The sequence below is a fragment of the Halorussus vallis genome, from assembly GCF_024138165.1.
GTDB lineage: Archaea > Halobacteriota > Halobacteria > Halobacteriales > Haladaptataceae > Halorussus > Halorussus vallis.
Window position 1 is genome coordinate 200,522 of the sequence record NZ_CP100000.1, and the last position, 22,043, is coordinate 222,564.

26 protein-coding genes and 1 pseudogene are annotated in these 22,043 nt (G+C 68.1%); 21 read left to right on the forward strand and 6 right to left on the reverse strand.

What is annotated here, in order from left to right; genetic code table 11:
• Window positions 1–172: 172 nt before the first annotated feature.
• On the reverse strand, window positions 173–931 hold the full coding sequence (locus tag NGM07_RS01170) for an RNA methyltransferase (RefSeq protein WP_253515526.1): 759 nt from the start codon (window positions 929–931) through the stop codon (window positions 173–175).
• Entirely contained in the window at window positions 928–1,536 is a 609-nt protein-coding gene (locus NGM07_RS01175) for a DUF8114 family protein (protein ID WP_253515535.1), read from the reverse strand. The genes NGM07_RS01170 and NGM07_RS01175 overlap by 4 nt, the downstream gene beginning before the upstream one ends.
• A 307-nt stretch (window positions 1,537–1,843) precedes the next feature.
• Between NGM07_RS01175 and NGM07_RS01180 the strand changes: the two genes are divergently transcribed.
• The 7 genes from NGM07_RS01180 (at window position 1,844) to NGM07_RS01210 (ending at window position 8,065) form a co-directional block, all read left to right on the forward strand.
• The gene (locus NGM07_RS01180; RefSeq protein WP_253515537.1) at window positions 1,844–2,254 is read left to right on the forward strand and encodes a hypothetical protein; all 411 of its coding nucleotides are present in this window, start codon (window positions 1,844–1,846) and stop codon (window positions 2,252–2,254) included.
• Window positions 2,255–2,383: 129 nt separating this feature from the next.
• Complete coding sequence (locus NGM07_RS01185; protein WP_253515545.1) at window positions 2,384–3,523, forward strand: sensor histidine kinase; 1,140 nt, start codon at window positions 2,384–2,386, stop codon at window positions 3,521–3,523.
• Window positions 3,524–3,731: 208 nt separating this feature from the next.
• A complete protein-coding gene (locus tag NGM07_RS01190) occupies window positions 3,732–4,451 on the forward strand; it encodes a hypothetical protein (protein WP_253515555.1) in 720 nt (239 codons plus the stop codon).
• Between the two features lie 68 nt (window positions 4,452–4,519).
• Entirely contained in the window at window positions 4,520–4,999 is a 480-nt protein-coding gene (locus NGM07_RS01195; protein ID WP_253515557.1) for a hypothetical protein, read from the forward strand.
• Window positions 5,000–5,111: 112 nt separating this feature from the next.
• Window positions 5,112–6,287 (forward strand): dihydropteroate synthase, encoded by a 1,176-nt coding sequence (folP, locus tag NGM07_RS01200; RefSeq protein ID WP_253515558.1) that lies wholly within the window; start codon window positions 5,112–5,114, stop codon window positions 6,285–6,287.
• A 107-nt stretch (window positions 6,288–6,394) separates the two neighbouring features.
• Window positions 6,395–7,126 (forward strand): 6-hydroxymethylpterin diphosphokinase MptE-like protein, encoded by a 732-nt coding sequence (locus NGM07_RS01205; RefSeq protein WP_253515566.1) that lies wholly within the window; start codon window positions 6,395–6,397, stop codon window positions 7,124–7,126.
• Window positions 7,127–7,207: 81 nt separating this feature from the next.
• Complete coding sequence (locus tag NGM07_RS01210; protein WP_253515568.1) at window positions 7,208–8,065, forward strand: MBL fold metallo-hydrolase; 858 nt, start codon at window positions 7,208–7,210, stop codon at window positions 8,063–8,065.
• A gap of 22 nt (window positions 8,066–8,087) precedes the next feature.
• Here NGM07_RS01210 and NGM07_RS01215 read toward each other — a convergent pair whose 3' ends face one another.
• On the reverse strand, window positions 8,088–9,059 hold the full coding sequence (locus NGM07_RS01215; protein ID WP_253515570.1) for a quinone oxidoreductase family protein: 972 nt from the start codon (window positions 9,057–9,059) through the stop codon (window positions 8,088–8,090).
• A 172-nt stretch (window positions 9,060–9,231) separates the two neighbouring features.
• Here NGM07_RS01215 and NGM07_RS01220 point away from each other — a divergent pair, with 172 nt between their 5' ends.
• Both NGM07_RS01220 and NGM07_RS01225 read left to right on the forward strand, forming a co-directional pair.
• Window positions 9,232–9,438: a hypothetical protein gene (locus NGM07_RS01220; RefSeq protein ID WP_253515572.1), complete on the forward strand. Its 207-nt coding sequence runs from the start codon at window positions 9,232–9,234 to the stop codon at window positions 9,436–9,438.
• A 108-nt stretch (window positions 9,439–9,546) separates the two neighbouring features.
• Window positions 9,547–10,551 (forward strand): TIGR04024 family LLM class F420-dependent oxidoreductase, encoded by a 1,005-nt coding sequence (locus NGM07_RS01225; RefSeq protein ID WP_253515573.1) that lies wholly within the window; start codon window positions 9,547–9,549, stop codon window positions 10,549–10,551.
• A gap of 238 nt (window positions 10,552–10,789) precedes the next feature.
• Here the strand turns inward: NGM07_RS01225 and NGM07_RS01230 are convergent, their stop codons facing one another.
• Window positions 10,790–10,957: a hypothetical protein gene (locus NGM07_RS01230; RefSeq protein WP_253515575.1), complete on the reverse strand. Its 168-nt coding sequence runs from the start codon at window positions 10,955–10,957 to the stop codon at window positions 10,790–10,792.
• Between the two features lie 100 nt (window positions 10,958–11,057).
• Here NGM07_RS01230 and NGM07_RS01235 point away from each other — a divergent pair, with 100 nt between their 5' ends.
• The 8 genes and pseudogenes from NGM07_RS01235 (at window position 11,058) to NGM07_RS01270 (ending at window position 17,875) form a co-directional block, all read left to right on the forward strand.
• Entirely contained in the window at window positions 11,058–11,537 is a 480-nt protein-coding gene (locus NGM07_RS01235) for a VOC family protein (RefSeq protein WP_253515582.1), read from the forward strand.
• A gap of 180 nt (window positions 11,538–11,717) precedes the next feature.
• Window positions 11,718–12,026, forward strand: coding sequence for a hypothetical protein (locus NGM07_RS01240; RefSeq protein WP_253515584.1), 309 nt, complete (start codon window positions 11,718–11,720; stop codon window positions 12,024–12,026).
• Between the two features lie 125 nt (window positions 12,027–12,151).
• Window positions 12,152–13,267 (forward strand): annotated as a pseudogene (locus NGM07_RS01245) (putative sulfate/molybdate transporter).
• A 62-nt stretch (window positions 13,268–13,329) separates the two neighbouring features.
• Complete coding sequence (locus tag NGM07_RS01250; RefSeq protein WP_253515586.1) at window positions 13,330–14,538, forward strand: alpha-hydroxy-acid oxidizing protein; 1,209 nt, start codon at window positions 13,330–13,332, stop codon at window positions 14,536–14,538.
• A 112-nt stretch (window positions 14,539–14,650) separates the two neighbouring features.
• Window positions 14,651–14,926, forward strand: coding sequence for a deoxyribodipyrimidine photo-lyase (locus NGM07_RS01255; RefSeq protein WP_253515587.1), 276 nt, complete (start codon window positions 14,651–14,653; stop codon window positions 14,924–14,926).
• Between the two features lie 38 nt (window positions 14,927–14,964).
• On the forward strand, window positions 14,965–15,597 hold the full coding sequence (locus tag NGM07_RS01260) for a superoxide dismutase (RefSeq protein ID WP_253515588.1): 633 nt from the start codon (window positions 14,965–14,967) through the stop codon (window positions 15,595–15,597).
• A 283-nt stretch (window positions 15,598–15,880) separates the two neighbouring features.
• The gene (gene sod / locus NGM07_RS01265; RefSeq protein ID WP_253515595.1) at window positions 15,881–16,492 is read left to right on the forward strand and encodes a superoxide dismutase [Mn]; all 612 of its coding nucleotides are present in this window, start codon (window positions 15,881–15,883) and stop codon (window positions 16,490–16,492) included.
• Between the two features lie 249 nt (window positions 16,493–16,741).
• Window positions 16,742–17,875, forward strand: coding sequence for a PstS family phosphate ABC transporter substrate-binding protein (locus NGM07_RS01270; RefSeq protein WP_253515596.1), 1,134 nt, complete (start codon window positions 16,742–16,744; stop codon window positions 17,873–17,875).
• Window positions 17,876–18,025: 150 nt separating this feature from the next.
• On the opposite strand, the gene NGM07_RS01275 is transcribed toward NGM07_RS01270, so the two are convergent.
• On the reverse strand, window positions 18,026–18,463 hold the full coding sequence (locus NGM07_RS01275; RefSeq protein WP_253515598.1) for a DUF7522 family protein: 438 nt from the start codon (window positions 18,461–18,463) through the stop codon (window positions 18,026–18,028).
• Between the two features lie 192 nt (window positions 18,464–18,655).
• Between NGM07_RS01275 and NGM07_RS01280 the strand changes: the two genes are divergently transcribed.
• Together NGM07_RS01280 and NGM07_RS01285 are read left to right on the forward strand one after the other, a co-directional pair.
• Entirely contained in the window at window positions 18,656–18,928 is a 273-nt protein-coding gene (locus tag NGM07_RS01280; RefSeq protein ID WP_253515606.1) for a DUF5827 family protein, read from the forward strand.
• Entirely contained in the window at window positions 18,925–19,722 is a 798-nt protein-coding gene (locus tag NGM07_RS01285; RefSeq protein WP_253515608.1) for an ATPase, read from the forward strand. The genes NGM07_RS01280 and NGM07_RS01285 overlap by 4 nt, the downstream gene beginning before the upstream one ends.
• A gap of 19 nt (window positions 19,723–19,741) precedes the next feature.
• Here the strand turns inward: NGM07_RS01285 and NGM07_RS01290 are convergent, their stop codons facing one another.
• Window positions 19,742–20,326, reverse strand: coding sequence for an MBL fold metallo-hydrolase (locus NGM07_RS01290; protein ID WP_253515610.1), 585 nt, complete (start codon window positions 20,324–20,326; stop codon window positions 19,742–19,744).
• Window positions 20,327–20,422: 96 nt separating this feature from the next.
• On the opposite strand from NGM07_RS01290, the gene thyX reads away from it, so the two are divergent.
• Together thyX and NGM07_RS01300 are read left to right on the forward strand one after the other, a co-directional pair.
• On the forward strand, window positions 20,423–21,166 hold the full coding sequence (thyX, locus tag NGM07_RS01295; RefSeq protein ID WP_253515625.1) for an FAD-dependent thymidylate synthase: 744 nt from the start codon (window positions 20,423–20,425) through the stop codon (window positions 21,164–21,166).
• A 269-nt stretch (window positions 21,167–21,435) separates the two neighbouring features.
• Window positions 21,436–21,849 carry a DUF7344 domain-containing protein gene (locus NGM07_RS01300; RefSeq protein ID WP_253515626.1) on the forward strand — a complete coding sequence of 138 codons (414 nt, stop codon included), beginning with the start codon at window positions 21,436–21,438 and terminating at the stop codon, window positions 21,847–21,849.
• The last annotated feature ends 194 nt before the right edge of the window (window positions 21,850–22,043 follow it).

Sequence of the window (22,043 nt, forward strand, 5' to 3'; positions counted from 1 at the left end):
CTACTCGCGGGTCGTGTTTCGCTTCGCCCGCCCGCTTTCGCGGAATCCGCGAACGCTTCCACTTACTCCTGCGGAATTCGCCGAGTCGCCGATGGCAACTCGGCGAGTCCCGTTGCTCGCGGCTTCGCCGTTCGCGTCAGAGGGTCGCTCGGCTTGCGCCTCACGACCCTCGCTATTCGCGGCTCCCGCCGCCCGTATTCCGCGGTTCCTCCGGGGTTTCGTTGGCGTGATAGCTGGCCCGCCGAAGCACGCCCCGGAGCGTCCGGACCTCCCGCACCGTCGGGTGCGCACGGCCGACCAGTCGACGCATCAGTCGGACCGTCTTGTCGCGCTTCTCGACGGGATGGTCGATGTCGCCCAGGAACTCCGCGAAGTGGTCGTAGAAGCCCTCGATTTCGGACTCGGCGGCGCGCTCGCGCTCGACGTCCGGGTGCTGGGTTTCCTCGAGGGTGAGTTCCCGGAGTTCGTAGAGCGTGACGGTGGCGGCCTGCCCGAGGTTCAGTGAGGAGTACTCGGCGCTGGCGGGGATGGAACACACCTCGTCGACGCGGGCCATCTCGTCGTTGGTCAGGCCATTGTCCTCGCGACCGAATATCAGGCAGGTGTCGGCCTCGACGTCCCGGAGGCTGTCGGCCAGTTCCACGGGCGTCTTGAACGGGAACCGGCGGTGTTTCCGGGCGTCCTCGTTCGTCGTCGCGGTGCAGCCGACAGTGTGGTAGTTCGCGACGAGTTCGTCGAAGGTCACTTCGTCGGCGTTGGGCAGTACGTCCTCGCGGGCCTGGCCGGCGAAGCCGTAGGCCTCGCTGTCCCGGCCGAACTCGGGCGGGTCGACCAGTTTCAGGTCGTCCATGCCGAAGTTCTTCATCGCCCGCGCGATGGTTCCGATGTTGCCCGGCGTCTTCGGTTCGACGACGGCGACGGCGGGCTTCATTTCGAGGGGTAGTCCCGGCTCAGGTCGAGGTCGGGGTCGTCGGCCGCCTCGTCCGACTCCTCGCGCCGGCGGTCGGCCTCGGCGACCTCCTCGCCCTCCTGAATCTCCATGTTCCGGAGGTCGATGCGCTTTCGCTCCTCCTCGGGCACCTCGACGTCCAGCGCGTACTGGTCCGGTTCCGGCGGTTCCGGCAGGTCGTCGGGGTCGGTGTCGACGTGTTCGAGGCCGCCGTAGCCGTCGGGGGCGCGCCCGCCGTCGGCGAACCACTCGTGGAACTCGTCCTGGAGTCGGTCCTGGCCCTTGAACCGGTCGCCGCCCGCCTCGGCGAACCAGTAGAGGAAGTCGGCCTCGTGTTCCCGGCAGAGGCCGACCTCCGCGAGCGGTTCGCCGTAGACGACCTCCGAGACGTTGCACGCCGGCAGGTCGTCGTCGCCGTGAATCAACCAGCAGGCGTCGCAGGGTGACCCGACGAGCGCCGACAGACGGACGAGTCGATTGCGCGTGTCGGCGGGCATCTCGTCCATCGGTCGGAAGTCGCCGTCCTCGGTGAACACTTCCTCCTCGTCGAAGCGCCAGCCGCGAAGCCCGATGCTGACCTTTCCCATATCTGTCGGGTGTAGTCGTTCGGGAGTGAAAAAGAGCGCGTTCCGGGGTTCGGTGTTCGGAGTTCCCGATGCGCCGACGCGTTTCGGTCGGAGGTGGCGAACGACGCCACCTCCATCCGGAGCAAAGACGGACGGACAAGGACTCCCGTAAGAGGGCGAGTAGCAGCATGAAAGCTTATTACCGATTTAGCACATCCGAATACTACGAATGAACCGTAGGAAATATTTGGCGTGTCTCGGGGGAGGACTCTCGCTGAGCGGCTGTCTCGGGTTCGGCGGTGCCCTCGGTACGGGAGGCGGTGCGCGAGTGGAGCGGAGATACACGTTCGTCTCCGCGAAGTCGTTCATCGCAGAACAGCCCTCCTTGGATAGTCCGATCGGCACGACGTACGGCGCAGTCGCAACGACCACGGAGGAGGCCGAGCGCCTCTTCGATTGGAAGCGATGGAACGATTCCGGCCACTCGAAACCCTATCGGATTCTCGAAGAAGGCGAAGCGTGTCTGTGTACGCTCGTGGTGGTCGTCCATCCGGAGGAGCGGCTCGCGACCGAGGAGTCTGCCATCGAAAACGGAAGCGCGGAGTACACCGTCAAAATCGAACGGAAAGACCAGACGCCCGACCCTGACCTCCCCGACCCGGTCTTCTCCTACGCGCTCGACAAGTGGGAACTGAACGGAGCGAAGCCGCCGAGCGACGTGTCCATCACGACCGAGTGAACCGGCGTGCAACCACCGCTACCGTAGCGGTTTCCGTCCGCCCACTGAACCTATCGGGCGTCCCGAAGTGCAATCGTCGGGCGACGACCAAACCTTGATTACGTGCGGCCGTCCCGTCCCACACGGTACATGTCGAACGGTTTCGGGGCGGGCGGCGACGAGGACCTTCCGCGAGCGCTCGCCGGCGCCGACCCCCGTCGGGGCGTCGCGGTCCTCGTCGGAACGGCCGTGGCGCTGGTTGCGACCACGGCGTGGGCGATTCCCGGCTACTCCGCGACGGCCCTGGTGGTGGCGCTCTGGCTACTCGGCCCGGCGGCGGTCGTCGCGACGACTGCCGCCGTCCTCGTCTGGACGTTCGGGAACGAGCGGGTCGCCGCGCACGTGCTTCACGTCTCGGAGTGGTCGGTCGCGGGCACGATAATCCTCGGACTCTCCGGCGGACTCGCGATGTACGTCCAGCACCTCAGCGGACTCCTCCTGCGGTTCACCTTGATAGAGCCCATCGAGTGGGCGTGCGGCGGGTTCGTCATCGGCTCGCTCGTCGGCGTCTACAGCGCTGGGCGCCGAGTGCAGGAACGGCGTCTCGGCGACGCGCGTCGAGAGGCCGAGAACCTCGCCGAGACGCTGAGCGTCCTGAACCGCGTCCTCCGTCACGACATCCGGAACGACGTGAACGTCATCGAGGGGTACGTCGACCTCATCGCGGCCGACGCCGACGGCGACGCCGACGAGCACGTCGAGGTGGTCCGCGACCACACCTCGCGAATCGTCCAACTCGCCGACTACGCCCGTGATACCGAACGACTGGTCGCGGAGGGCGGCTCGAACGTTGAGCGGATGGACGTCGTCGAGCGACTCGACGCCGTTTGCCGCGACGTTCGGGCGGCGTTTCCGGACGCGACCGTCGTCACCGACTTCCCCGACCGCGCGGAGGTGCGGGCCAACCGACTCGTCGGCTCGGCCTTCGAGAACCTCGTCGAGAACGCGATAGAACACCACCCCGACCCCGACCCGCGCGTACGGGTTTCGGTCGACCCCGGAGAGGACGCGACGGCGGTCGTCGTCGCCGACGACGGGCCAGGCATCCCCGACGACGAGGTGGCCGTGCTCGAATCGGGAGCCGAGTCGGCGCTCGACCACAGCGACGGGATGGGGCTGTGGCTGGTCAACTGGATCGTCACCTACTCCGGGGGCGACGTCGAGTTCGCCGAGAATGACCCGACGGGGAGCGAGATCACGGTCCGACTCCCCGCCGCGGCCGACGAGTGAACTCGGTCGTTTCCTTGGTCTTCGTTCTCCCCCTTCCCCGTCGTCCTCTCCCTTCGTTCTCCTTCTCCCTCGACTTTCGCACTCTTCCCGCCTTCGCGCGGCTCTCGGCCGACGTTTCGTCGCCCCGTCGCGACTCGGGGGAGCCGCTCCGCCCAACCTACTTATGAGTTAAAGCTATAGCATTTGAATGTGAGCGGGCGTCCGTACCATGGATACGGCACGCGACGCGCGGACGCTGGCGGTTCTCGGACTCCTCGCAATCCTGACGGTCGCCGCGGTGGCCCCGACTGCCGGGACGGCGAGCGACGGAGCAAACCCGAAATCGAGTTTGGCCGGGTCGGCGGGACCGGCGACCACCTGGGTCCCGTCCGGTCCGACGACGACCGCCGACTGGACTACCATCGAGACGGCGACGGGGTGGACGACGACCCGAACGACCGCCGTCCGAACGACCGACGAAACGACGGCATGGGAGACGACCGAATGGACGACTGCGGAGTGGACGACCGCAGAATGGACGGCGGCGACGGCGACCGCGACGACTGCGCCGTCGCGGTCGCAGTCGCCGGGCGAGGCGGCGTCCCCGTCCGAAGGCTCCTCGGCGACGACGGTTCGTCCCGCGACCACCGCTCGACCGGTCGACGACTCCGACGACGCGACGACGCGGGCCGGAGCGCTTCCGGCGACCGGAACGCCGTCCGAGTCGACGGCGACCGCCGAAGCCACTGCGACCCGAACGGCCGGCGGCGAAACCGCCGACGAGTCTGCCAGGGCGGCACAGTCGACCGCCGAGAGCGAGAACGGAACCGCGGACTCGCGCACCGACGGCTCGGAGCGTCGAAACGACGCGTCCCAACCGGGGTTCACCGCGTTCGCTGCGGTCCTCGCACTCTTGCTCGCGCTGGTCGCAGGACGGCGTCGGGCCTGAGGCTGGCGACCGAGTGGGTGCGACCCTCGCTCGACGAACCTTTTGGTTGAGGGAACCGTAGCTCGGGTATGGCCGACCGCGGACGCGCCGACCCGGTCTCCGTCGAGAGCGAGGTCGACCCGCCGACCGGAACCGAGTATCTCCCCCGCGATCACGCCGTCCGATACGTCGCGGTCCGAGCCGCCGGCGATTCGGACCCGCCGGAGCGCGAGTCGGCGTACGACACGGTCGCGTTCGAAGACTGGGCGCGGGGCAAGTGCGGTAAAGCGGCGACCCGCCGCGTCCGGGAGGTACTCGGCGAGCGACTGGGCGAGGAGCACACCCCCGGAACCGCCTGGAGTCGGCGAGACGACGGTTTCGCGGTCGAGGTGTCGTTGACGACGACGTACGACCGAGACGGAAACCGCCTCTCGGAACCGACGGTCGAGTACGAGGAGGTTCTCGACGCCGCGCCGAGCGAAGTGACGGCGACCGTGCGATACGCCGGACAGGAACATTCGGAGACGTTTCCCGTGTGTGTAGACACGAGGGAGAGCCACCTGCTGTGAGCGCCGGTCCGGCCGACGAACTCGCCGAGAGCGGTCGGCCGCGACGGAGTGTGGAAGCCGGACCTATCGCCAATCGACCCCATTTTTATCCCTCGGGCACCGGCGTCCGAACATGCAGAACGTCACCGCCGCGGGGTTGGGCATCGGCGACGACTACCCGCCGCGAATCATGGGGGTGTTGAACGTCAGCGAGGAGTCCCCCTACGACCCGAGCGTCTACGACGACCCGGGCGAGGCGGCCGAGTACGTCGACTCGGCGCTCGTCTCCGAGGGCGCCGACATCGTGGACGTGGGTCTGGAGTCCGCGAACAAGCGCTTCGAAGTTCTCTCCGCCGAGCAGGAACTCGACCGCCTCGACACCGCCGTCGAGGCCATCGAGAGCGTCTCGGGCGACGCCGTCTTCTCCATCGAGACGCGCTACGCCGAGGTGGCGGACGAGGCGCTCTCGCGCGGGTTCGACATGGTCAACGACATCTGCGGGTTCGCCGACCCCGAGATGCCCGCGGTCTGCCGGGACCACGACGCCGCGGTGGTGAAGATGGCGAGTCCGCCCGACCTGAACCGGCCGGGCGCAGTCGAGGACGTCGACGACATCTACGAGGCGCTGAAACGCGAGGGCCTGACCGACAAGACCATCGTCGACCCCGCGTTCGGCGGGTGGTCCGAGGCCAAGACCCTCGACGACGACCGCGAGACGTTCCGGCGCCTCCGGGAGTTCCGCGGCCTCGACCGGCCGATTCTGGTCTCCATCAACCGCAAGAACTTCCTCCGGGACCTCGCGGGCCGGTCGACCGAGGAGGCCCTGCCGGTTTCGCTGGCGGCGACCTCGATGGCGGTCGAACGCGGCGCGCACGTGATTCGAACCCACGACGTGGCCGAGACGAAGGACGCCGCGACCGTCGGCGCGGCGTTCGCCCGCGAGCGGGTTCGCGACGCCGACCTCGGCGTCGAGGAACTCGACGTGACGACCCCCCGCGAGGCGGCCCGGCACCTCGACCGAATCGACGCGGCGGCCGCCGACCGCGAGCGCGACGCGCTGGCGGCACGGACGACGACCCGGACCTTCGAACTCTCCGGACTGACCGCCGCCGAGCGCGACGCGCTGGCGGCCGCCGCGGCCGACGCCGCTGTCGTCTTCGCCGCCGGGCGCGACGCCGCGCTCCTCTCTGGGTCGCCGGCCGCGCTCGCCCGACTCCGGGACGTCGTGGCGGGCGGTTCGAAGGCAGAATCGGGCGAACTCGACCGCCTCGCGGCCGTCTGCCGGAAGCTGTCTCCGGACGAGGAGTAAGAGAAAGCTTATGCCGGGTGAGCGATAAATCGGTCCTGGGAAGCCGGGAGGGCGCCACGCCGGGTAGGGGTACTTGGCGGCGTACTTCCGGCTCGAACGGTTCTTATATGAACTACGAAACGTGGAGTCCCGTCTATCGGGCGATACTTCGAGACTTCGGCTTCGACCGCGCCGCCGACGAACGAGCGCGGGACGTCCTCGCCGACCTCGCGGGGTCCGACGAGGAGACGCCGGCGTTCGACTCAGACCGCCTGGACGTCTCGGGCGAGACGGTCGCCGTCGCGGGCGCCGGGCCGTCGCTCGTGGGGGAGAGCGACCCGGACGCCCGGTCGGCGGCCCTCGCCGCGGCGAGGGCCGCCGACGGCGTGTTCGCGGCCTCGACCGCCGCCGACGCCCTCCGGGAGGCGGGCGTCGAGGTAGACTGCATGGTAACCGACCTCGACAAGAATCCCGGGACCGCCAGGGAACTCACCCGCGAGGGGACGCCGGTCGCGGCCCACGCCCACGGCGACAACGTGGCGGCGGTCCGGGAGTGGATTCCGCGGTTCGACCTCGAACATATGCTCCCGACAACCCAGGCCGAACCGGTCGCCCGCGTCCGGAACTTCGGCGGGTTCACCGACGGCGACCGGGCGGCGTTCCTCGCCGACCACTTCGGGGCCGACGAACTGGTGTTCGTCGGCTGGGACTTCGACGACCCGAGCGTCGACGCGATGAAGGCGAAGAAGCTCCGGTGGGCCGAGCGCCTGCTCCGCTGGCTGGAGGTTCGTCGGGGTGAACGGTTCCCGGTACTCGACGGACGGCGCGAGTCGCTCGACGTGGACGCGTTTCCCGAGTGAGAATTTTTCCGGCGAGCAGAGTCTCGACGACGCCTCCGGACGCCGAGCAACGTTAAGGAACGGCGGAACGTAGCGGGTGCGATGGGACGCCTCCTCGAACTGCCGCCGCCGGACGGCGACGTCGACCTCGCGAGCGGGTCGATATTCTTCGTCGGGAACGCCACCGTGATACTCCGCTACGCCGGATTCACGGTTCTGACCGACCCCAACTTCCTCCACGCCGGCGACCACGCCCACCTGGGATACGGCATCACGACCGAACGGCTGACCGACCCGGCCATCGACGTCGAGGACCTGCCGCCGGTCGACTTCGTGGTGCTGTCGCACTACCACGGCGACCACTTCGACCACGTCGTCGAGGAGAAACTCGACAGAGACCTCCCCGTCGTGACGACGCGGCACGCCGCCGAGAAACTCGCCGAGAAGGGGTTCCGCAGGACCTACCCGCTGGAGACGTGGGACGAGATTCGAATCCGCAAGGGCGACGCCGAACTCGCCGTCACCGCGACGCCGGGGACCCACGCGCCGGGCGTCCTCTCGAAGGCGCTCCCGCCGGTGATGGGGAGCGTTCTGGAGTTCCGTCGGGGGGACGCACGCCCGCTGGTCCGACTCTACGTGACCGGAGACACCCTACTGTTCGAGGAACTCGCGGAGATTCCGAATCGGTACCCGGACATCGACGTCGCGCTCGTCCACCTCGGCGGGACGAAACTCTTCGGCGTCCTGCTCACGATGGACGCCGAGCAGGGCGTCGAAGCCGTGAAGCTATTCGACGCCGACACCTCGATTCCAATCCACTACGACGACTACGACGTGTTCGCGTCGCCGCTGTCGGACTTCCAGCGGGCGGTCGCCGAGGCCGGCCTCGGCGACCGGGTCGCGTACCTGGACCGCGGCGACACCTACCGGTTCGAGGTGCCCGCGGAGCGCCGGCGGTAGCTCGAACGCCGCCGGACGGCGTTCACGGCTTCAACACGACCTTGCCGACCGTCTCGCGGTTCTCGACGGCCTCGTGGGCCGCGGCGGCGTCTTCGAGCGGGAACGTCTCGCCGACGACCACTTCGAGGTCGCCCGCCGCCAGCATCTCCTGGAGTTCGGGCACCGCGGCCATCACGCGCTCGGGGTGGCGCGCGACGGCGTTGCCGAGGTGGAAGCCGACGACCGACTTGTTCTCGAACAGCAGGCGGTCGGTGGTCGCCGTGCCGGGTTCGCCGCTGGCCGCGCCGTAGGCGACCACGCGGCCGAAGTGCGCCAGCGCGTCGACGGTCCGCGAGAACGTCTCGCCGCCGACGCCGTCGAGCGCGAGGTCGACGCCCTCCTCGGCCGTCTCGTCCGAGACGACTCCGCGGAAGTCCTGCTTCTCGTAGTTGATGGGATAGTCGCAGCCGAGTCGCTCCGCGAGGTCGAGTTTCTCCCGGGTGCTCGCCGTGCCGAACACCTCCGCGCCCGCGGCGGCGGCGAGTTGGACCGCGGCGGTGCCGACCCCGCCAGCGGCGGCGTGGACGAGCACCGACTCGCCCTCCTCCAGGCCGCCCCACTCGTGGAGCACCGAGTGGGCGGTCAGGAACTGGACCGGGAAGCCCGCCGCCTCCTCGAACGACATCGCCTCGGGCACGTCGAACAGCGACGCGGCGTCGGCGACGACGTACTCCGAGTAAGCGCCCCTCCCGGTCATCGCGACGACGCGGTCGCCCACCTCGCGGTCGACGTCCTCGCCCACGGCGTCGACGGTCCCCGCGGCCTCCATGCCGGGCACGTAGGTCGGCTGGGGGCCGCCGTGGTAGTGGCCCCGGCGCTGCATGATGTCGGCGAAGTTGAGCCCCGCGGCCTTGACCCGAATGCGGACCTGCCCCGGTCCGGGTTCCGGCGCATCCGCGTCGATGACTTCGAGCACGTCGCTGTCGCCGAATTTCTGGACTTCGATTGCTCGCATGAGCGACCCTACGCGTCCCGGTCCCAAAAGTGGCGGTTCCTCGGCAGCCGATGCGGCGGCGCCCCGGCTCTCGGTCGCGAGGTCGCGCGGACGCCGGTTCGTGACTCGCTACCGCGACTCGACAACTTTCAAGGGCCTCCCGAAATTACCACCGTCGACTCGCGGGAGAACCATGAGGGGGAACGAGGACGCACTGTTCGAACTCGGCGTACTGCTCGGTCGCGTCGGCGCCGAACTCAATGCCCAGCACGACGACACCGGCGGCCGAACACTGTTCGGAACGGCGCTGCTCGCACTCTCGGTGGCGACGCTGGCGCTGGAGTCGGCGCGGAACGGAGAGCGAGAGTCTGAGCTCTCGACGCCGATCGTCGGCCGATAGCTCGCCGTTTCGGCGTTCCACCGACGTGAACCTCCGGCGCGGTGAACGCGGTTCCTCGACTCCAAAGTTGACACCGGAACTATGGTGGGCGACTCCGTTGGGAGTCGCATGGCCGAACGAACCGTACACCTGCCGGTCGCCGCACAGCCGAGCATCGACGACATCGTGGCGCTCGCCCAGCGGAGCGAACGACGGGGGTACCGCCGGGCGTGGCTCCCCGAGACGTGGGGACGGGACGCCACGACGGTGCTCTCGGCCATCGCCGAGCGCACCGACGACATCGGCATCGGGCCGAGCATCTTCAACGTCTACTCGCGCTCGCCCGCGCTCGTGGGGCAGACCGCCGCGACCCTCCAGGAGCTATCGGACGGCCGGATGCGACTCGGCCTCGGGCCGTCGGGGCCGGCCGTGATTCGGGGCTGGCACGGCCAGGACTTCGACCGACCGCTCCGCCGAACCCGCGAGTACGTCGATATCGTCCGGAAGGTCGTCTCGGGCGAGACCGTCGACTACGACGGCGAGGTGTTCACGCTCGGGGGCTTCCGCCTGCGGAGCGACCCGCCCGAGACGCCGGTGCCCGTCGACGTCGCGGGGATGGGTCCGAAGTCGGTCGAACTCGCCGGTCGGTTCGCCGACGGCTGGCACGCACTGATGCTCACGCCCGAGGGCCTCCGCGAGCGCCTGGACGACCTGCGCCGCGGCGCGGAGTTGGGCGAGCGCGACCCCGCAGACGTGCGGGTCACGCTCTCGCTGAACTGCTGTGCGCTCGGAGACGGCGAGCGCGCCCGCGAACTCGCCCGCGGCCACCTCGCGTTCTACGTCGGCGCGATGGGCACCTTCTACCGGGACTCGCTGGCCCGCCAGGGCTACGAGGAAACCGCCCACAAGATAGCCTCGGCGTGGGGCAACGGCGACACAGAAGGCGCGCTCGCGGCCATCGGCGACGACCTGCTCGACGACCTCGGCGCGGCCGGCACGCCCGAGGAGGCCCGCGAGGAACTCCGGAAGTTCGAGGACATCGACGGCGTCGACCGGGTCGCGGTGTCGTTCCCACGTGGGGCCGACCGCGAGGAGATAGAGGCGACCATCGACGCGCTCGCACCCGAGTCGTGAAATCTAACTCAGTCGTTCGTGGCGCTCTCCGCGAGGCCGGCAAGCAACCCGACGAAGCCGACCGGTAGTCCGACTCAGACAAACTGTCCGAGACTCGAACTCCATTCGTGATCTACGACACCGCCGAAGAGGACGAGCAGGATGCCGAACTGCAGAATCGGGTACGAGTCGGTACATCCTCGCCGACAGAGGCGGTGGAAACACCGAAAGCGACCGCGGTGGGCGAGCGCCGCCGTCATCAGGCAGAATCGAGGTGTGCTCCGACCGCCCAGAGGAACCCGAAGACGCCGAAGAACAGGCCGACCCAGACCAGTCCGCTCATCCACGCGATTTCGCTCAGGGTGCCGACCAACGCGAGCAAGATTGCGAACGACTGCATCGAAATCGCGAGCATCTCGTGAGACATCTTTCTCTCGTCTGTCGTAACGGTGCCGAAATAAATACTTCGTCTCGGGCGACTCCGCCCACGCCAACAACTAACACGCTCGGCCGCACACACCGTTACCATGGCCGAACTACCCGACGTTCGCGTCGACCACGTCGGCATCGCCGTCGAGTCCGTCGCCGACGCCGAACCGCTGCTCGAACTCCTCGGCGCGGAGCGACTCGTCTACGAGGACGACCCCACCGGCGCGTTCCGGTGGGCGTACTACCTGCTTGGGGACGCCTCGCGCGTCGAACTCGTCGAACCGGTTCCGGGCGAGGAGTCGTTCCTGACCGACTTCCTCGACGCTCGCGGCCCGGGGTTGCACCACGTCACGCTCGAAGTCGCGGACATCGACGCGACCATCGAGGCGCTCGAAGCCGAGGGAATCGGGGTCGTCGACCGGACCGAGTACGACGCCTGGGTCGAGGCGTTCGTCTCGCCGCGGAACCCGACCGGCGTCCTCTTCCAGTTGATGGAGTACCGCGCACCGTTCGAAGAGGGCCGAGTCGGCCCAGAGCGACTGTACGTCGGCGGCGAGCGATTGAGCGCCGAGGAGTGACCGCCGAGAAGAGACGCTAAGGAGTGACCACCAAGGGCTGACCTCCGAGGGCTGACCCCCGAGGAGCGACGGCCGACGTCCGAGGCGAACGCGGCCGACCCGCCGCTCCGAAACGGGAGGGACGGACTGGCCGCAAAAACGGCTAAGGGTGCGGCGATGCTACGTTCTCCGGGGGCATCTATGAGCGACTCGGAGGCACACAGTCGGGCGACGACCGACCACGAAACCATCCGGGAGTGGGTCGAGGACCGGGGCGGCGACCCGGCGACGGTCGCCGAGACGGCGACCGACGGCGAACCGGGCGTACTCAGACTCCAATTCCCGGACACGAAGGACGACCACGACCGCATCGAACAAATCGACTGGGACGACTTCTTCCGGAAGTTCGAGCGCGAGCACCTCGCGTTCGTCTACCAGGAGCGGACCGAGGACGGCAACACGAGTCGCTTCTACAAGTTCGTCGACCGGACGACCGTCGGCCGCGTGTAGCGGTCGAAGCGCGGGTCGTTCGTGCACCGTCCGGAACGTAACTCCTATCGGTTTCGTAATCCGCTCACATACCCGGTTTCGGTTTCTCAGTAAACCTAAGTCGGTTACCGCCGAGTTAGTCTCGTATGGAGCTTCCGGTCGTCGGTGCGACGGCGCGACGGGTCAAGTTCTCCGTCGACGAGGTCACCGGCGCCGTCGGCGACTCGGTGACGGTCCTGCCGGTCGTGGTCGCCGCCTCGGCGCTCACCGACCTCCGACTGCCGGTGCTGTTGGTCTGGTTCGGCGCGTTCCAGGTCGTCTGGGGACTTCGGTAAGGCGCACCGATTTCGGTCGAACCGATGAAGGCGCTCGCCGCGCTGGTCGTCGCCGGGTCGCTGTCGGTGGCCGAACTCGCGGCGGCCGGGACGCTCGTGGGCGGGGTCCTGCTCGCGCTCGGCGCCGCGGGCGCGCTCGGCGCGCTCGCGGCGCGAATCGACGTCGCCGTCGTCCGCGGGGTCCAGTTGGCAGTAGCGCTCGTCCTCGCCCGGACCGGCCTCGAACTCGCGGCGGGCGCGCCCGGGACCGCGCTGGCGGCGGCGCTCGTCGGGGGTGTCGCCGTCGCGGTCGGGTATCGCCGCGCGAGCGCGCTGGCCGTCCTCGCCGTCGGCGTCGGACTCGCGGCGACCGAAACCGGCGCGTCGACCGTCGCGGTGCCGGCGTTCGGGGCCGCGGTCGCGTTCGACGGCGGCCTCGCGGCGGGGTTCGCGCCGACCTCGGACGCGCTCGCCGCGGCGTGGGCGCAACTGGCGATGACGGTCGGCAACGCCGCGGTGGCGACCTCGCTGTTGCTGGACGACCTCTACGACGTCGACGCCTCGCCGGACGACCTGGCGACCAGCATGGGCACGATGAACCTCCTGGCGGTTCCGCTCGGGGCGTTCCCGATGTGTCACGGGAGCGGCGGCGTCGCGGGCAAGCACGCCTTCGGGGCGAAGACGGCGGGCGCGAATCTCGTCCTCGGGGTGCTCTACGTCGCGGCCGCGCTGTTCGGCGCGGGACTGGTCGCGGCGTTCCCGATGGCCGCGCTCGGCGTCGTGCTCGCGCTGGTCGCCGCCGAACTGGGCCGGGCCGCCCTCGACACCGACACGCTCTGGCTGACCGCGGGCGTCGGCGTCCTCGGCGTCGCGACGAACGTCGGCATCGCGTTCGCCGCGGGGGTCGTCGCGTCCGTCGCGCTGGCGCAGGTCCGCGACGCGGAGTGAGACGAGTTCCCGACCCGGATATTTCGGTAAGCTATAACGTCCCACGCCGCCACCGACGAACCATGGACGACCCCTCCGAAGCCTACGGCCCGAACCGCCAGCGCGAAGTGTACGCCTCGGGGATGCTCGCCGACCTCCGTCCGGACCTGCCGATTTCGCCCGACGAACTCCGCGAGGCGGCGATGGCGGCACTGTCAGAGGAGGCCTACGCCTACGTCGTTGGGAGCGCAGGCGGCGAGGACACCGCCGCGCGAAACCACGAGGCGTTCGGTCGCTGGCGCATCGTCCCGCGGATGCTACGGGGCGTCGCCGAGCGCGACCTCTCGGTCGAACTGCTCGGCCAGGAACTCCCGGTGCCGGTGGCCCTCGCGCCCGTCGGCGTCCAGTCCATCATCCACGAGGGCGGCGAACTCGCCTCCGCGCGCGCCGCAAAGGACCTCGAGGTCCCCTTCGTCTCCAGTTCCGCCGCTTCGGCGACGATGGAGGAGGTGGCCGAGGAACTCGGCGACGCGACCGGCTGGTTCCAACTGTATCCGAGTAAGGACTCCGACGTGACCGCGAGCTTCCTCGACCGGGCCGAGAACGCGGGCTACGAGGCGGTGGTGATGACCCTCGATACGCCCACGATGGGATGGCGAGAACGCGACGTGCAGAACGCCTACCTCCCGTTCCTCGACGGCGAGGGCGTGGCGAACTACCTGTCGGACCCGGCGTTCCGCGACTCGCTCGACGCGCCGCCCGAGGAGGACGAACGGGGCGCACTCTGGCGGTTCGTCGAACAGTTCGGCGACCTCGGGATGGACTGGGAAACCGTCGAGTTCGTCCGGGAGCACACCGACCTCCCGGTCGTGCTGAAGGGAATCCTCCACCCCGCCGACGCCCGCGAGGCGGTCGAACGCGGTGTCGACGGAATCGTCGTCTCGAACCACGGCGGCAGGCAGGTCGACGGGGCGATTTCGGCCATCGAGGCGCTCCCGAGAGTGGTTTCGGCCGTCGAAGACGAGACGGCGACCGGCGACGACTTCGCCGTCCTCTTCGACAGCGGAATTCGCCGAGGTGCGGATGCGATAAAGGCGATGGCGCTCGGGGCCGACGCGGTGCTCCTCGGACGGCCGTACGTCTACGGCCTCGCCATTGACGGCGAGGACGGCGTGCGTGAGGTCGTGCAGAACTTCCTGGCCGACCTGGACCTGACGCTGGCGCTCTCTGGGCTGGATTCGGTGGCGGAGTTGGACGAGTCGGTGCTGGTCGATACCGCGGCGTCGAACTGAGGGTTCGATTCGCTCGTGGCTCGGTGAGGATCGACTCCGCGCGTGACGATTCCCCGATTCCTACCGACTGTGTGAACTTCCACTAGCCTCGCCGGGACCTCGGGTCGCGTCCATGCTCGACGCCCTCGAATCACTTCGGAGCGATTGCTGCGAACTCGGCGGTGACCTGCTGGCGGCTTGCGGTAACCCCCGCGAGGAACTCTCCCGTATCGCCGAGGCGTTCGGTGCCAATGCAGTCCTCTTGCACCGCGACTACTCGGGTTTCGCCGCCGAACGCGAGGCGGTCGGGCCAGACGATCGGTTCGACGGTGGACCGCCCTACCGGCAGAACCCGCCGTCTCTCCGCGAACGGGCATATCGAGGTTTCGACCACTGGCTTAACGCTTAACAACGGTGGCGTTGTCGAGGGTGACGGGGGTACCAGTAATGGCAACTTACGAGCTACCGGAACTACCGTACGACTACGACGCACTCGAACCGGTCATCGACCAGCGCATCATGGAACTGCACCACGACAAGCACCACCAGGGCTACGTGGACGGCGCCAACAGCGCGCTCCAGCAGTTAGAGGAGATGCGCGGTTCGGGCGACTTCGGCGACACCCGCGCGGTCAAGCGGAGTCTCGCGTTCAACCTCTCGGGCCACGTCAACCACACCGTCTTCTGGCAGAACATGCACCCGGACGGCGGCGGCGAACCCAGCGGCGACCTCGCCGACGCCCTGAGCGAGAGCTTCGGCGGGTTCGACCAGTTCAAGCAGGACTTCTCGCAGGCCGCCAAGAACGTCGAGGGCTCCGGGTGGGGGATGCTGGTCTACGACCACATCTCCGACCAGCCCATCGTCGCGGCCGCCGAGAACCACCAGAACCAGCACCCGCAGGGCGCCACGCCGCTGCTCGTACTCGACGTGTGGGAGCACGCCTACTACCTGCAGTACGAGAACAACCGCGGCGACTACGTCGACAGCTTCTGGGACGTCGTCAACTGGGACGACGTCGAACAGCGCTACCAGCAGGCCCAGCAGGCCGACACCATCCCGAAGGACACGGGAACGCACTGACGGGACTCTGACTGGCCGGAACCGTTCGTGCACGCACGAGCGGCGCGTCGAACGAGCGACGAGCGACCGACGCGACGCGACTCCGCGCTCGCACCGCCGGAGGCGACGAAGCCCGAACTTAACACTTTCCTTACTGTAAAAAATTTCACCGACGGGTTTCCGAAGCCTGCGCGGAGACGGTCGGAGAAGGGCGTTTTCCGGCCCACCCTAGAGCCGTGCTACCGAACGACTTCTCAAACTTTAACACCGATTAGTGACACGTGTTAGACGGAGGAACCTACCAATGCCCGAGCGATCCAACCCCGAACTGCCACCGCTTCCGTACGATTACGACGCACTCGAGCCCCACATCAGCGAACAGGTGCTGACCTGGCACCACGACACCCACCACCAGGGCTACGTCAACGGGCTCGACAGCGCCGAGGAGACGCTCGCCGAGAACCGCGAGAGCGGCGACTTCGGCAGCACCGCGGGCGCGCTCGGTAACGTGACCCACAACGGTTCGGGTCACTACCTGCACACGCTGTTCTGGGAGAACATGGACCCCAACGGCGGCGGCGAGCCGTCCGGTGACCTCGCCGACCGCATCGAGGAGGACTTCGGCTCCTACGACGCCTGGAAGGGCGAGTTCGAGGCCGCGGCGTCGGCCGCCGGCGGCTGGGCGCTGCTGGTCTACGACTCGACGGCGAACCAGCTCCGCAACCTCGCGGTCGACAAGCACGACCAGGGCGCGCTCTGGGGCAGTCACCCCATCCTCGCGCTCGACGTCTGGGAGCACTCGTACTACTACGACTACGGCCCGGACCGCGGCGACTTCGTCAGCAACTTCTTCGAGGTCGTCGACTGGGACGCCGCGGCCGCCCAGTACGAAGACACCGTGTCGACGTTCGAGTAAGTCGGCTCCCGCGCCGTTCGACGTCGTTTCGGAATCACTCTTCTTTGGACGTTCGGCCGGTAGCGACGGCCGTGTCTCTCGTCCATCTCCGTGCTGATATGTCGGGGTCAGAGCAGTACGGTCGTCAATGGTTACCAAAGCGTACCGAATCCCTGCCAACGTGTCCCAATCGAGAGCACTATATAGAAAATAGAATAATATATATTTTCTTCGACACCTTTATGAGCAGGTCGCGGGTTCGTTCAGGTGATGGCACAGAAATCGACGCGCCGGAAGTTCCTGACCGCTGCGGGTGCGAGCGGAGCACTCGCGCTCGCCGGTTGTACGGGTGGCAACGACGGGCAAGAGACGACCGAGGGCGGCGGTGGCGCCGGCACCACCGAGAAGGACATGCAGGAGACGACCGGGACGAAAACCGAGAGCGGGAGCCAGTCCCAGAGCTCCGGTCCCCTGAAGGGCGGCGGTTCCTCGACCGTCTACCCCATCGCCAGCACGGCCGCGTCCGTCTGGTCGTCGAACCCGCCCGCCGACGACAAGGAGTACTGGGGTCCGGGCCAGTACGGCATCGACACGAGCAAGGCGCTCGCCGACTACTGGGCCGGCCTCTACGGCTTCGAGAGCGGCCAGGGCGGCGACCCGCCGTTTCGCGTCTCCATCGGTCTGAGTCACTCGGGGACCGGCCTGGAGAAGCTCAAGAAGGGCCTGCTCGACATGGGCAACGCTAGCGCGCCCGTCGATGCCGAACTCCCCGACGCGAGCCAGTCGGAACTGAACAAGTTCAAGGACCACGTCGTGGGCGTCGACGCCCAACCCATCGTCGTCAGCAAGGAGATCTACGAGGCGGGCGTGAAGAAACTCACCGCCGACCAAGTCCGGAAAATCTATACGGGCAAGATCAAGAACTGGTCCGAGATCAGCTCCTACAGCGGCGAGGAAAAGGAGATTCAGGCGGTCGGTCGCGCCCAGGGTTCGGGTACCGACACCGCGTTCAGGCTCAACATGCTCGGGTCGGCCGACGCGAAGATGCCGGGCGTCGACGTCCGGAAGGGCCAGAACCAGCAGGTCAAGACGCTGGTCAGCAAGTCCAACAACGCCATCGCCTACATGGCCCTCGCATTCGTGACCGGCGATGTGCCGGCCATCAAACTCGAGTTCGACGGCAAGACATACGCGCCCGGCAAGAACCTCGCCGACGAGAACTATCCGCTGTCGCGCGACCTCCACATGTACACCTACGAGGGCACCTCGAAGAAGGAGGCCGCCTTCCTCCGGATGGTCGTCAGCAAGTTCGGCCAGGAGAACTACGTCAAGACCCAGGGCTACGCCGCGCTCACCAAGGCGCGCCGCCAGGAAGAACTGAACAAACTGCCGAGCACGAATTGAGTCGCCGGTCGCGCCCCGGCACCACTGTCATCCGACCTCGCCCTCGTTTTCGTCGGCTCCGCCCGCGTTCTACCGACTTTCCCGTCGATTTCGACCGCGTTGAGTAACACAGACACTGCCGCGGTCAGTTCGGCGTTGGCCCGGCCGGATTCACTCGCCGTCCGGCGCGAACGCCGCGTCCGGATGGTCGGCGACGACGGTTTCGACGTCGGCGTAGAGCCTCGCGAAGTCGTAGCCGCCGTCTCGTCGGTCGAAACTGGCGAACACGCCGACCTTGCGGTCGTCCTCCGCGAGGAACGTTCGGAACTGTTCGTAGCCGTCGAACCCCCGGACGGTGTACTCGTAGGACGTGTAGTAGAGGTCGCCGTAGGTCTGGCGGGTGACGTAGCCGTACCGCTCGTTGTCGACGAACCGCTCGACGTCGAGGTCGGCCACCTTCTCGGCCACGTCGTCCCGGAGGTACATCGACTCGTGGTCGTCCCGGTCGAACAGCCACACGTCGCGCAGCGCCTCGCCCCCGAACGTCGAAAACGCCTCGACGAGGGCCGCCTTCGCACCCCGTCGGGACTCCTCGGTAGCGTCACCCATGAGATACGGTAGCTCCGGAGCCATATCACATAAAAATTAGGACTCGTTTCGCGGGGAACGTCCGGGACGCGCGGCATCACGAGCGGGCGTCCGACCCGCGCCTCGGCCATCGCCGCCGACTCGCCTTCGTCCGACCGGGACCGACGCGGCCGAGACGAACGATTTACCCCGCGGTCCCGCGTAGTTCAGCGCATGCCCCGACCGAAGGAAACCTTCGAACAGCTCTACCCCTGCGACTTCTACGAACCCGACGAACTGCTCGACCCCGAGGAGATGTACACCGTCTACGAGATCGCGCGACTCCTCCAGGGGCTCGACCCCGACGAGGAGATAGACGTCGAAACCGAGGAGATCCTGCTCGATTGGGCCATCCCGTGGGTCATCGTCAACGCCGAGGACCTCGTCGTGGGCGAACCGGAGAGCGACGACGAACCGGGCTACTACGGACTGAAGACCGACGAATGACGCTGCTGGTCGCCGGCGGCGACCGGGTCGACGCCGGAAAGACGACGTTCACCACGGGACTGCTGGCGCGCCTCGGCGGCGTCGGCTTCAAGCCGCGGGCGGGCAACGACTACTGGTTCGACCACGACGACTACCGCCGGGCGGTCGACGCGGGGAGACTGTACGGGAAGGACGCGATGCGCCTCGCGGCCGCGAGCGCTGGCGACCTCTCGCCCGAGGAGATAAACTCCGTCCACCGACTCTGGCGGCCCTCGCCCGGTCCCGACGCCGGTCTGGTCGGCCAGAGTCGCCGGGAGTTCGTCTGCGACCGCGTCGGCGAGGCGTTCGTGGTGAACGCCCGGGCCGACGTGCCAGCCTCGGCCCGCGAGAACCTCCCGCTGGACGACGCCGACCGCGTCCGGACCGTCGACGAACTCGACGAGGCGACCCGACGGCTCCACCTGCCGGCGTTCGAGCGACTCGGCGAGCGAATCGAGGCCGCCGACGCGGCGGTCGTGGAGTCCTACGGCGACGTCGCGGTGCCGATTCGCGGCGTCGAGTTCGACGCCGTGGCGGTCGTCGAACCCGGTCGGATGCGGGTCTACCGCGGCGACCGCTACTTGAAAGCCCGGAGCGTCGCCTCGGGGAGCGCCCGAGACGGCCGACTCGAAGAGCGGGTCGCCGACGTGGTCGAACTCCTCGACCCCGAGGCGACCGCCGCGCTCCCGGCGCTCGGGAGCGCGGCGCGGACCGACCCCGACGCGGTCGCCGAGGCCTACGCCGACGCCTACGACGCGCTCCTGGACGTCGCCTGAAACCCAGGACGACGGAGCATCAACCCATCCGGGCCGCCTTGGCGGCGAGTTCGACGTCGTGGTACGGGTTCGTCTCCACGCTCGGGCCGTGGCCGGTGTGCATCGCCCGGAGGCCGTCGGCGCCGCCGACGACCTCGCGCACGCGGTCGATGCTCTCGATGAGGGTGGGCCGGTCGCCCTCTTCGAGGTCGGTCCGGCCGAAGCTTCCGTTCTGGAAGATGAGGTCGCCCGCGAACAGCACGCCCGCGTCCGACGAGTAGAAGCAGAGGTGGTCGTCCTTGTGGCCGGGCGTGTGGAGCGCGACGTACTCGTGGTCGCCCATCCGGACGGCGTCGCCGTCCGCGATGGCACGGTCGACGCCCGGTTGGTCGGTGTCGAAACCCCACGCCTCGACGTCGAAGGCGTCCGTGACGGTCTGGAGGTTGCCGACGTGGTCGGGATGCGTGTGGGTCAGGATGACCGCGTCGAGGTCGGCGTCCCGGTCGCGGACGGCCGACACCGCGTCGAAGTTCGACCCGGTGTCGACCAGCACGGTCCGGTCGCCCTCCACCAGGAACGCGTTGCTCGTGAACGCTTGGACGCCGCGCGCGATGTTGAGTATCATGACTGGGAGTACGGCCGGGGGTGGTTTGTGGGTGTCGTTGTGGGCGAATCCGGCGATGAGGACGATTTATGTAGCCGGGCGCTACTCGTCACACCAATGGAAGTCGAACTACTGCGAGCGACGGAGGACCCGGAGGAGGTCATCTGCATGGGGGCCAGGAACGACTACATGAGCGACTTCGTGGGCGAGAAGTCGTTCGAAGAGATCATGGCGTCCATCGAGGGCGACACCTTGGAGGACAAGAAGCGGACGCTCATCGGCCACCTGATGAGCCACGGCCACTTCGGCCCGTTCGAGCACGTCCAGGCGACCTTCGCGGTGAAGGGCATCAGCCGTTCCTGCATGGCCCAAATAACGCGGCACCGACACGTCAGCTTCGACGTGCAATCGATGCGCTACGTCTCCTTCGACGACGTGGACCCCGAGAGCGTCGCCGCGGGCGAACTGGTCGTCACGCCGCCCTCCGCGAGCGACCCCGACTGGATCGGCCGGAACCAGAAGGGAGGCGCGGTCGACGAGGGGACCGTCGAGAAGCGCGAGGAGGTGTTCCGGCGCTCCGTGAAGCGGTCGGTCGAGGACTACCAGGAACTGCTCGACCTCGGCATGCCGCCCGAGGACGCCCGGTTCGTCCTCCCCATCGGCACCGGCGTCAACATGGTGATGTCACTCAACGCCCGGATGCTGATGCACGTCGCCGACATGCGAGCGGCCGCCGACGCCCAGTGGGAGATTCGGGAGATGACCGAGGAGATTCTGGACCTGGCGGCCGAGTGGTGTCCCGTCACATTCGACTACTACGAGGAACACATGAAGAACCGGAAGAACCGCCTCGCGCCCTGACCTGTCGACCGCCGGCTCTGACCCCGTCCGACCACGACAGAACCCGCGGAAACCCGGCGTTCGCGCGGATTATTCTCCCCCTACGGGCGTTACCCTCCGTCTAGGAACGAACTTACGCCGTGCGAAATCGCGGTCGGCGAGTCTCGCCGACCGCGATTTCGCTTCCGCCTCGGCCTCGAAACGAGCCACCGTTTCGCATCTGCCTGCAACGGAGACAACCGTCGGGAGCGCCGGCCGCCTTTAGCACCGCTGACGTCCTCTATTCGAGTATGTCCGGAATCAGCACCTCTCCGACCGACGACACGGGTCCCTCCGCTTCCGCGCTCGACTTCGAGACGCGGTTCGACCTGCTGAGCAGTTCTATCCGCCGCCGGATCGTGGTCCTGCTCGACGAGTCCGGGACGCTCGCCCGCGAGGAGTTGACGGCGAACCTCGCGCCGAGTTCCGAGGACTCGGAAACCGACGTCGGGGCGGAGAACGAAACCGCGGGGACGCGGCGGGTACGCATCTCGCTCGAGTACAACCACCTCCCGCGATTGGCCGAGGCCGGCGTCGTCGAGTACGACGACGAAACCGTGACCGCCACGCCTCAGCTCGCGTCGCTCGCCGAGGCGCTGAAGGGCACCGCGACGGCCGGCGCGAACGCCGGCGTCGAACCGGCCGGCAAATCGGCCGACGACTGACCGTGGTGTACCACTCGCTGCGGTGCGCCAAGTGCGGCGAGAAGCGGGTCGGGCGGGACACCGCCGACGGCCTCGAACCGATTCGGCGGTCGTGTCAGGACTGCGGGGAGACGGAGTTCGTTCGACCGTCGGCCGTATCCGCCGATTGAGCGCCGCCTGACGTGTCTATCGCCGTATCTGTCGGTTTCGAAAAG

Coding starts and splice junctions, on each gene's coding strand:
- NGM07_RS01255 (WP_253515587.1), top strand. CDS start 14,651: ATGCTCGACGCCCTCGAATCACTTCGGAGCGATTGCTGCGAACTCGGC.
- NGM07_RS01170 (WP_253515526.1), bottom strand. CDS start 931: ATGAAGCCCGCCGTCGCCGTCGTCGAACCGAAGACGCCGGGCAACATC.
- NGM07_RS01260 (WP_253515588.1), top strand. CDS start 14,965: ATGGCAACTTACGAGCTACCGGAACTACCGTACGACTACGACGCACTC.
- NGM07_RS01225 (WP_253515573.1), top strand. CDS start 9,547: ATGGCCGAACGAACCGTACACCTGCCGGTCGCCGCACAGCCGAGCATC.
- NGM07_RS01215 (WP_253515570.1), bottom strand. CDS start 9,059: ATGCGAGCAATCGAAGTCCAGAAATTCGGCGACAGCGACGTGCTCGAA.
- NGM07_RS01205 (WP_253515566.1), top strand. CDS start 6,395: ATGAACTACGAAACGTGGAGTCCCGTCTATCGGGCGATACTTCGAGAC.
- NGM07_RS01275 (WP_253515598.1), bottom strand. CDS start 18,463: ATGGGTGACGCTACCGAGGAGTCCCGACGGGGTGCGAAGGCGGCCCTC.
- NGM07_RS01285 (WP_253515608.1), top strand. CDS start 18,925: ATGACGCTGCTGGTCGCCGGCGGCGACCGGGTCGACGCCGGAAAGACG.
- NGM07_RS01290 (WP_253515610.1), bottom strand. CDS start 20,326: ATGATACTCAACATCGCGCGCGGCGTCCAAGCGTTCACGAGCAACGCG.
- NGM07_RS01230 (WP_253515575.1), bottom strand. CDS start 10,957: ATGTCTCACGAGATGCTCGCGATTTCGATGCAGTCGTTCGCAATCTTG.
- NGM07_RS01240 (WP_253515584.1), top strand. CDS start 11,718: ATGAGCGACTCGGAGGCACACAGTCGGGCGACGACCGACCACGAAACC.
- NGM07_RS01280 (WP_253515606.1), top strand. CDS start 18,656: ATGCCCCGACCGAAGGAAACCTTCGAACAGCTCTACCCCTGCGACTTC.
- thyX (WP_253515625.1), top strand. CDS start 20,423: ATGGAAGTCGAACTACTGCGAGCGACGGAGGACCCGGAGGAGGTCATC.
- sod (WP_253515595.1), top strand. CDS start 15,881: ATGCCCGAGCGATCCAACCCCGAACTGCCACCGCTTCCGTACGATTAC.
- NGM07_RS01190 (WP_253515555.1), top strand. CDS start 3,732: ATGGATACGGCACGCGACGCGCGGACGCTGGCGGTTCTCGGACTCCTC.
- NGM07_RS01175 (WP_253515535.1), bottom strand. CDS start 1,536: ATGGGAAAGGTCAGCATCGGGCTTCGCGGCTGGCGCTTCGACGAGGAG.
- NGM07_RS01220 (WP_253515572.1), top strand. CDS start 9,232: ATGAGGGGGAACGAGGACGCACTGTTCGAACTCGGCGTACTGCTCGGT.
- NGM07_RS01210 (WP_253515568.1), top strand. CDS start 7,208: ATGGGACGCCTCCTCGAACTGCCGCCGCCGGACGGCGACGTCGACCTC.
- folP (WP_253515558.1), top strand. CDS start 5,112: ATGCAGAACGTCACCGCCGCGGGGTTGGGCATCGGCGACGACTACCCG.
- NGM07_RS01235 (WP_253515582.1), top strand. CDS start 11,058: ATGGCCGAACTACCCGACGTTCGCGTCGACCACGTCGGCATCGCCGTC.
- NGM07_RS01300 (WP_253515626.1), top strand. CDS start 21,436: ATGTCCGGAATCAGCACCTCTCCGACCGACGACACGGGTCCCTCCGCT.
- NGM07_RS01270 (WP_253515596.1), top strand. CDS start 16,742: ATGGCACAGAAATCGACGCGCCGGAAGTTCCTGACCGCTGCGGGTGCG.
- NGM07_RS01185 (WP_253515545.1), top strand. CDS start 2,384: ATGTCGAACGGTTTCGGGGCGGGCGGCGACGAGGACCTTCCGCGAGCG.
- NGM07_RS01250 (WP_253515586.1), top strand. CDS start 13,330: ATGGACGACCCCTCCGAAGCCTACGGCCCGAACCGCCAGCGCGAAGTG.
- NGM07_RS01195 (WP_253515557.1), top strand. CDS start 4,520: ATGGCCGACCGCGGACGCGCCGACCCGGTCTCCGTCGAGAGCGAGGTC.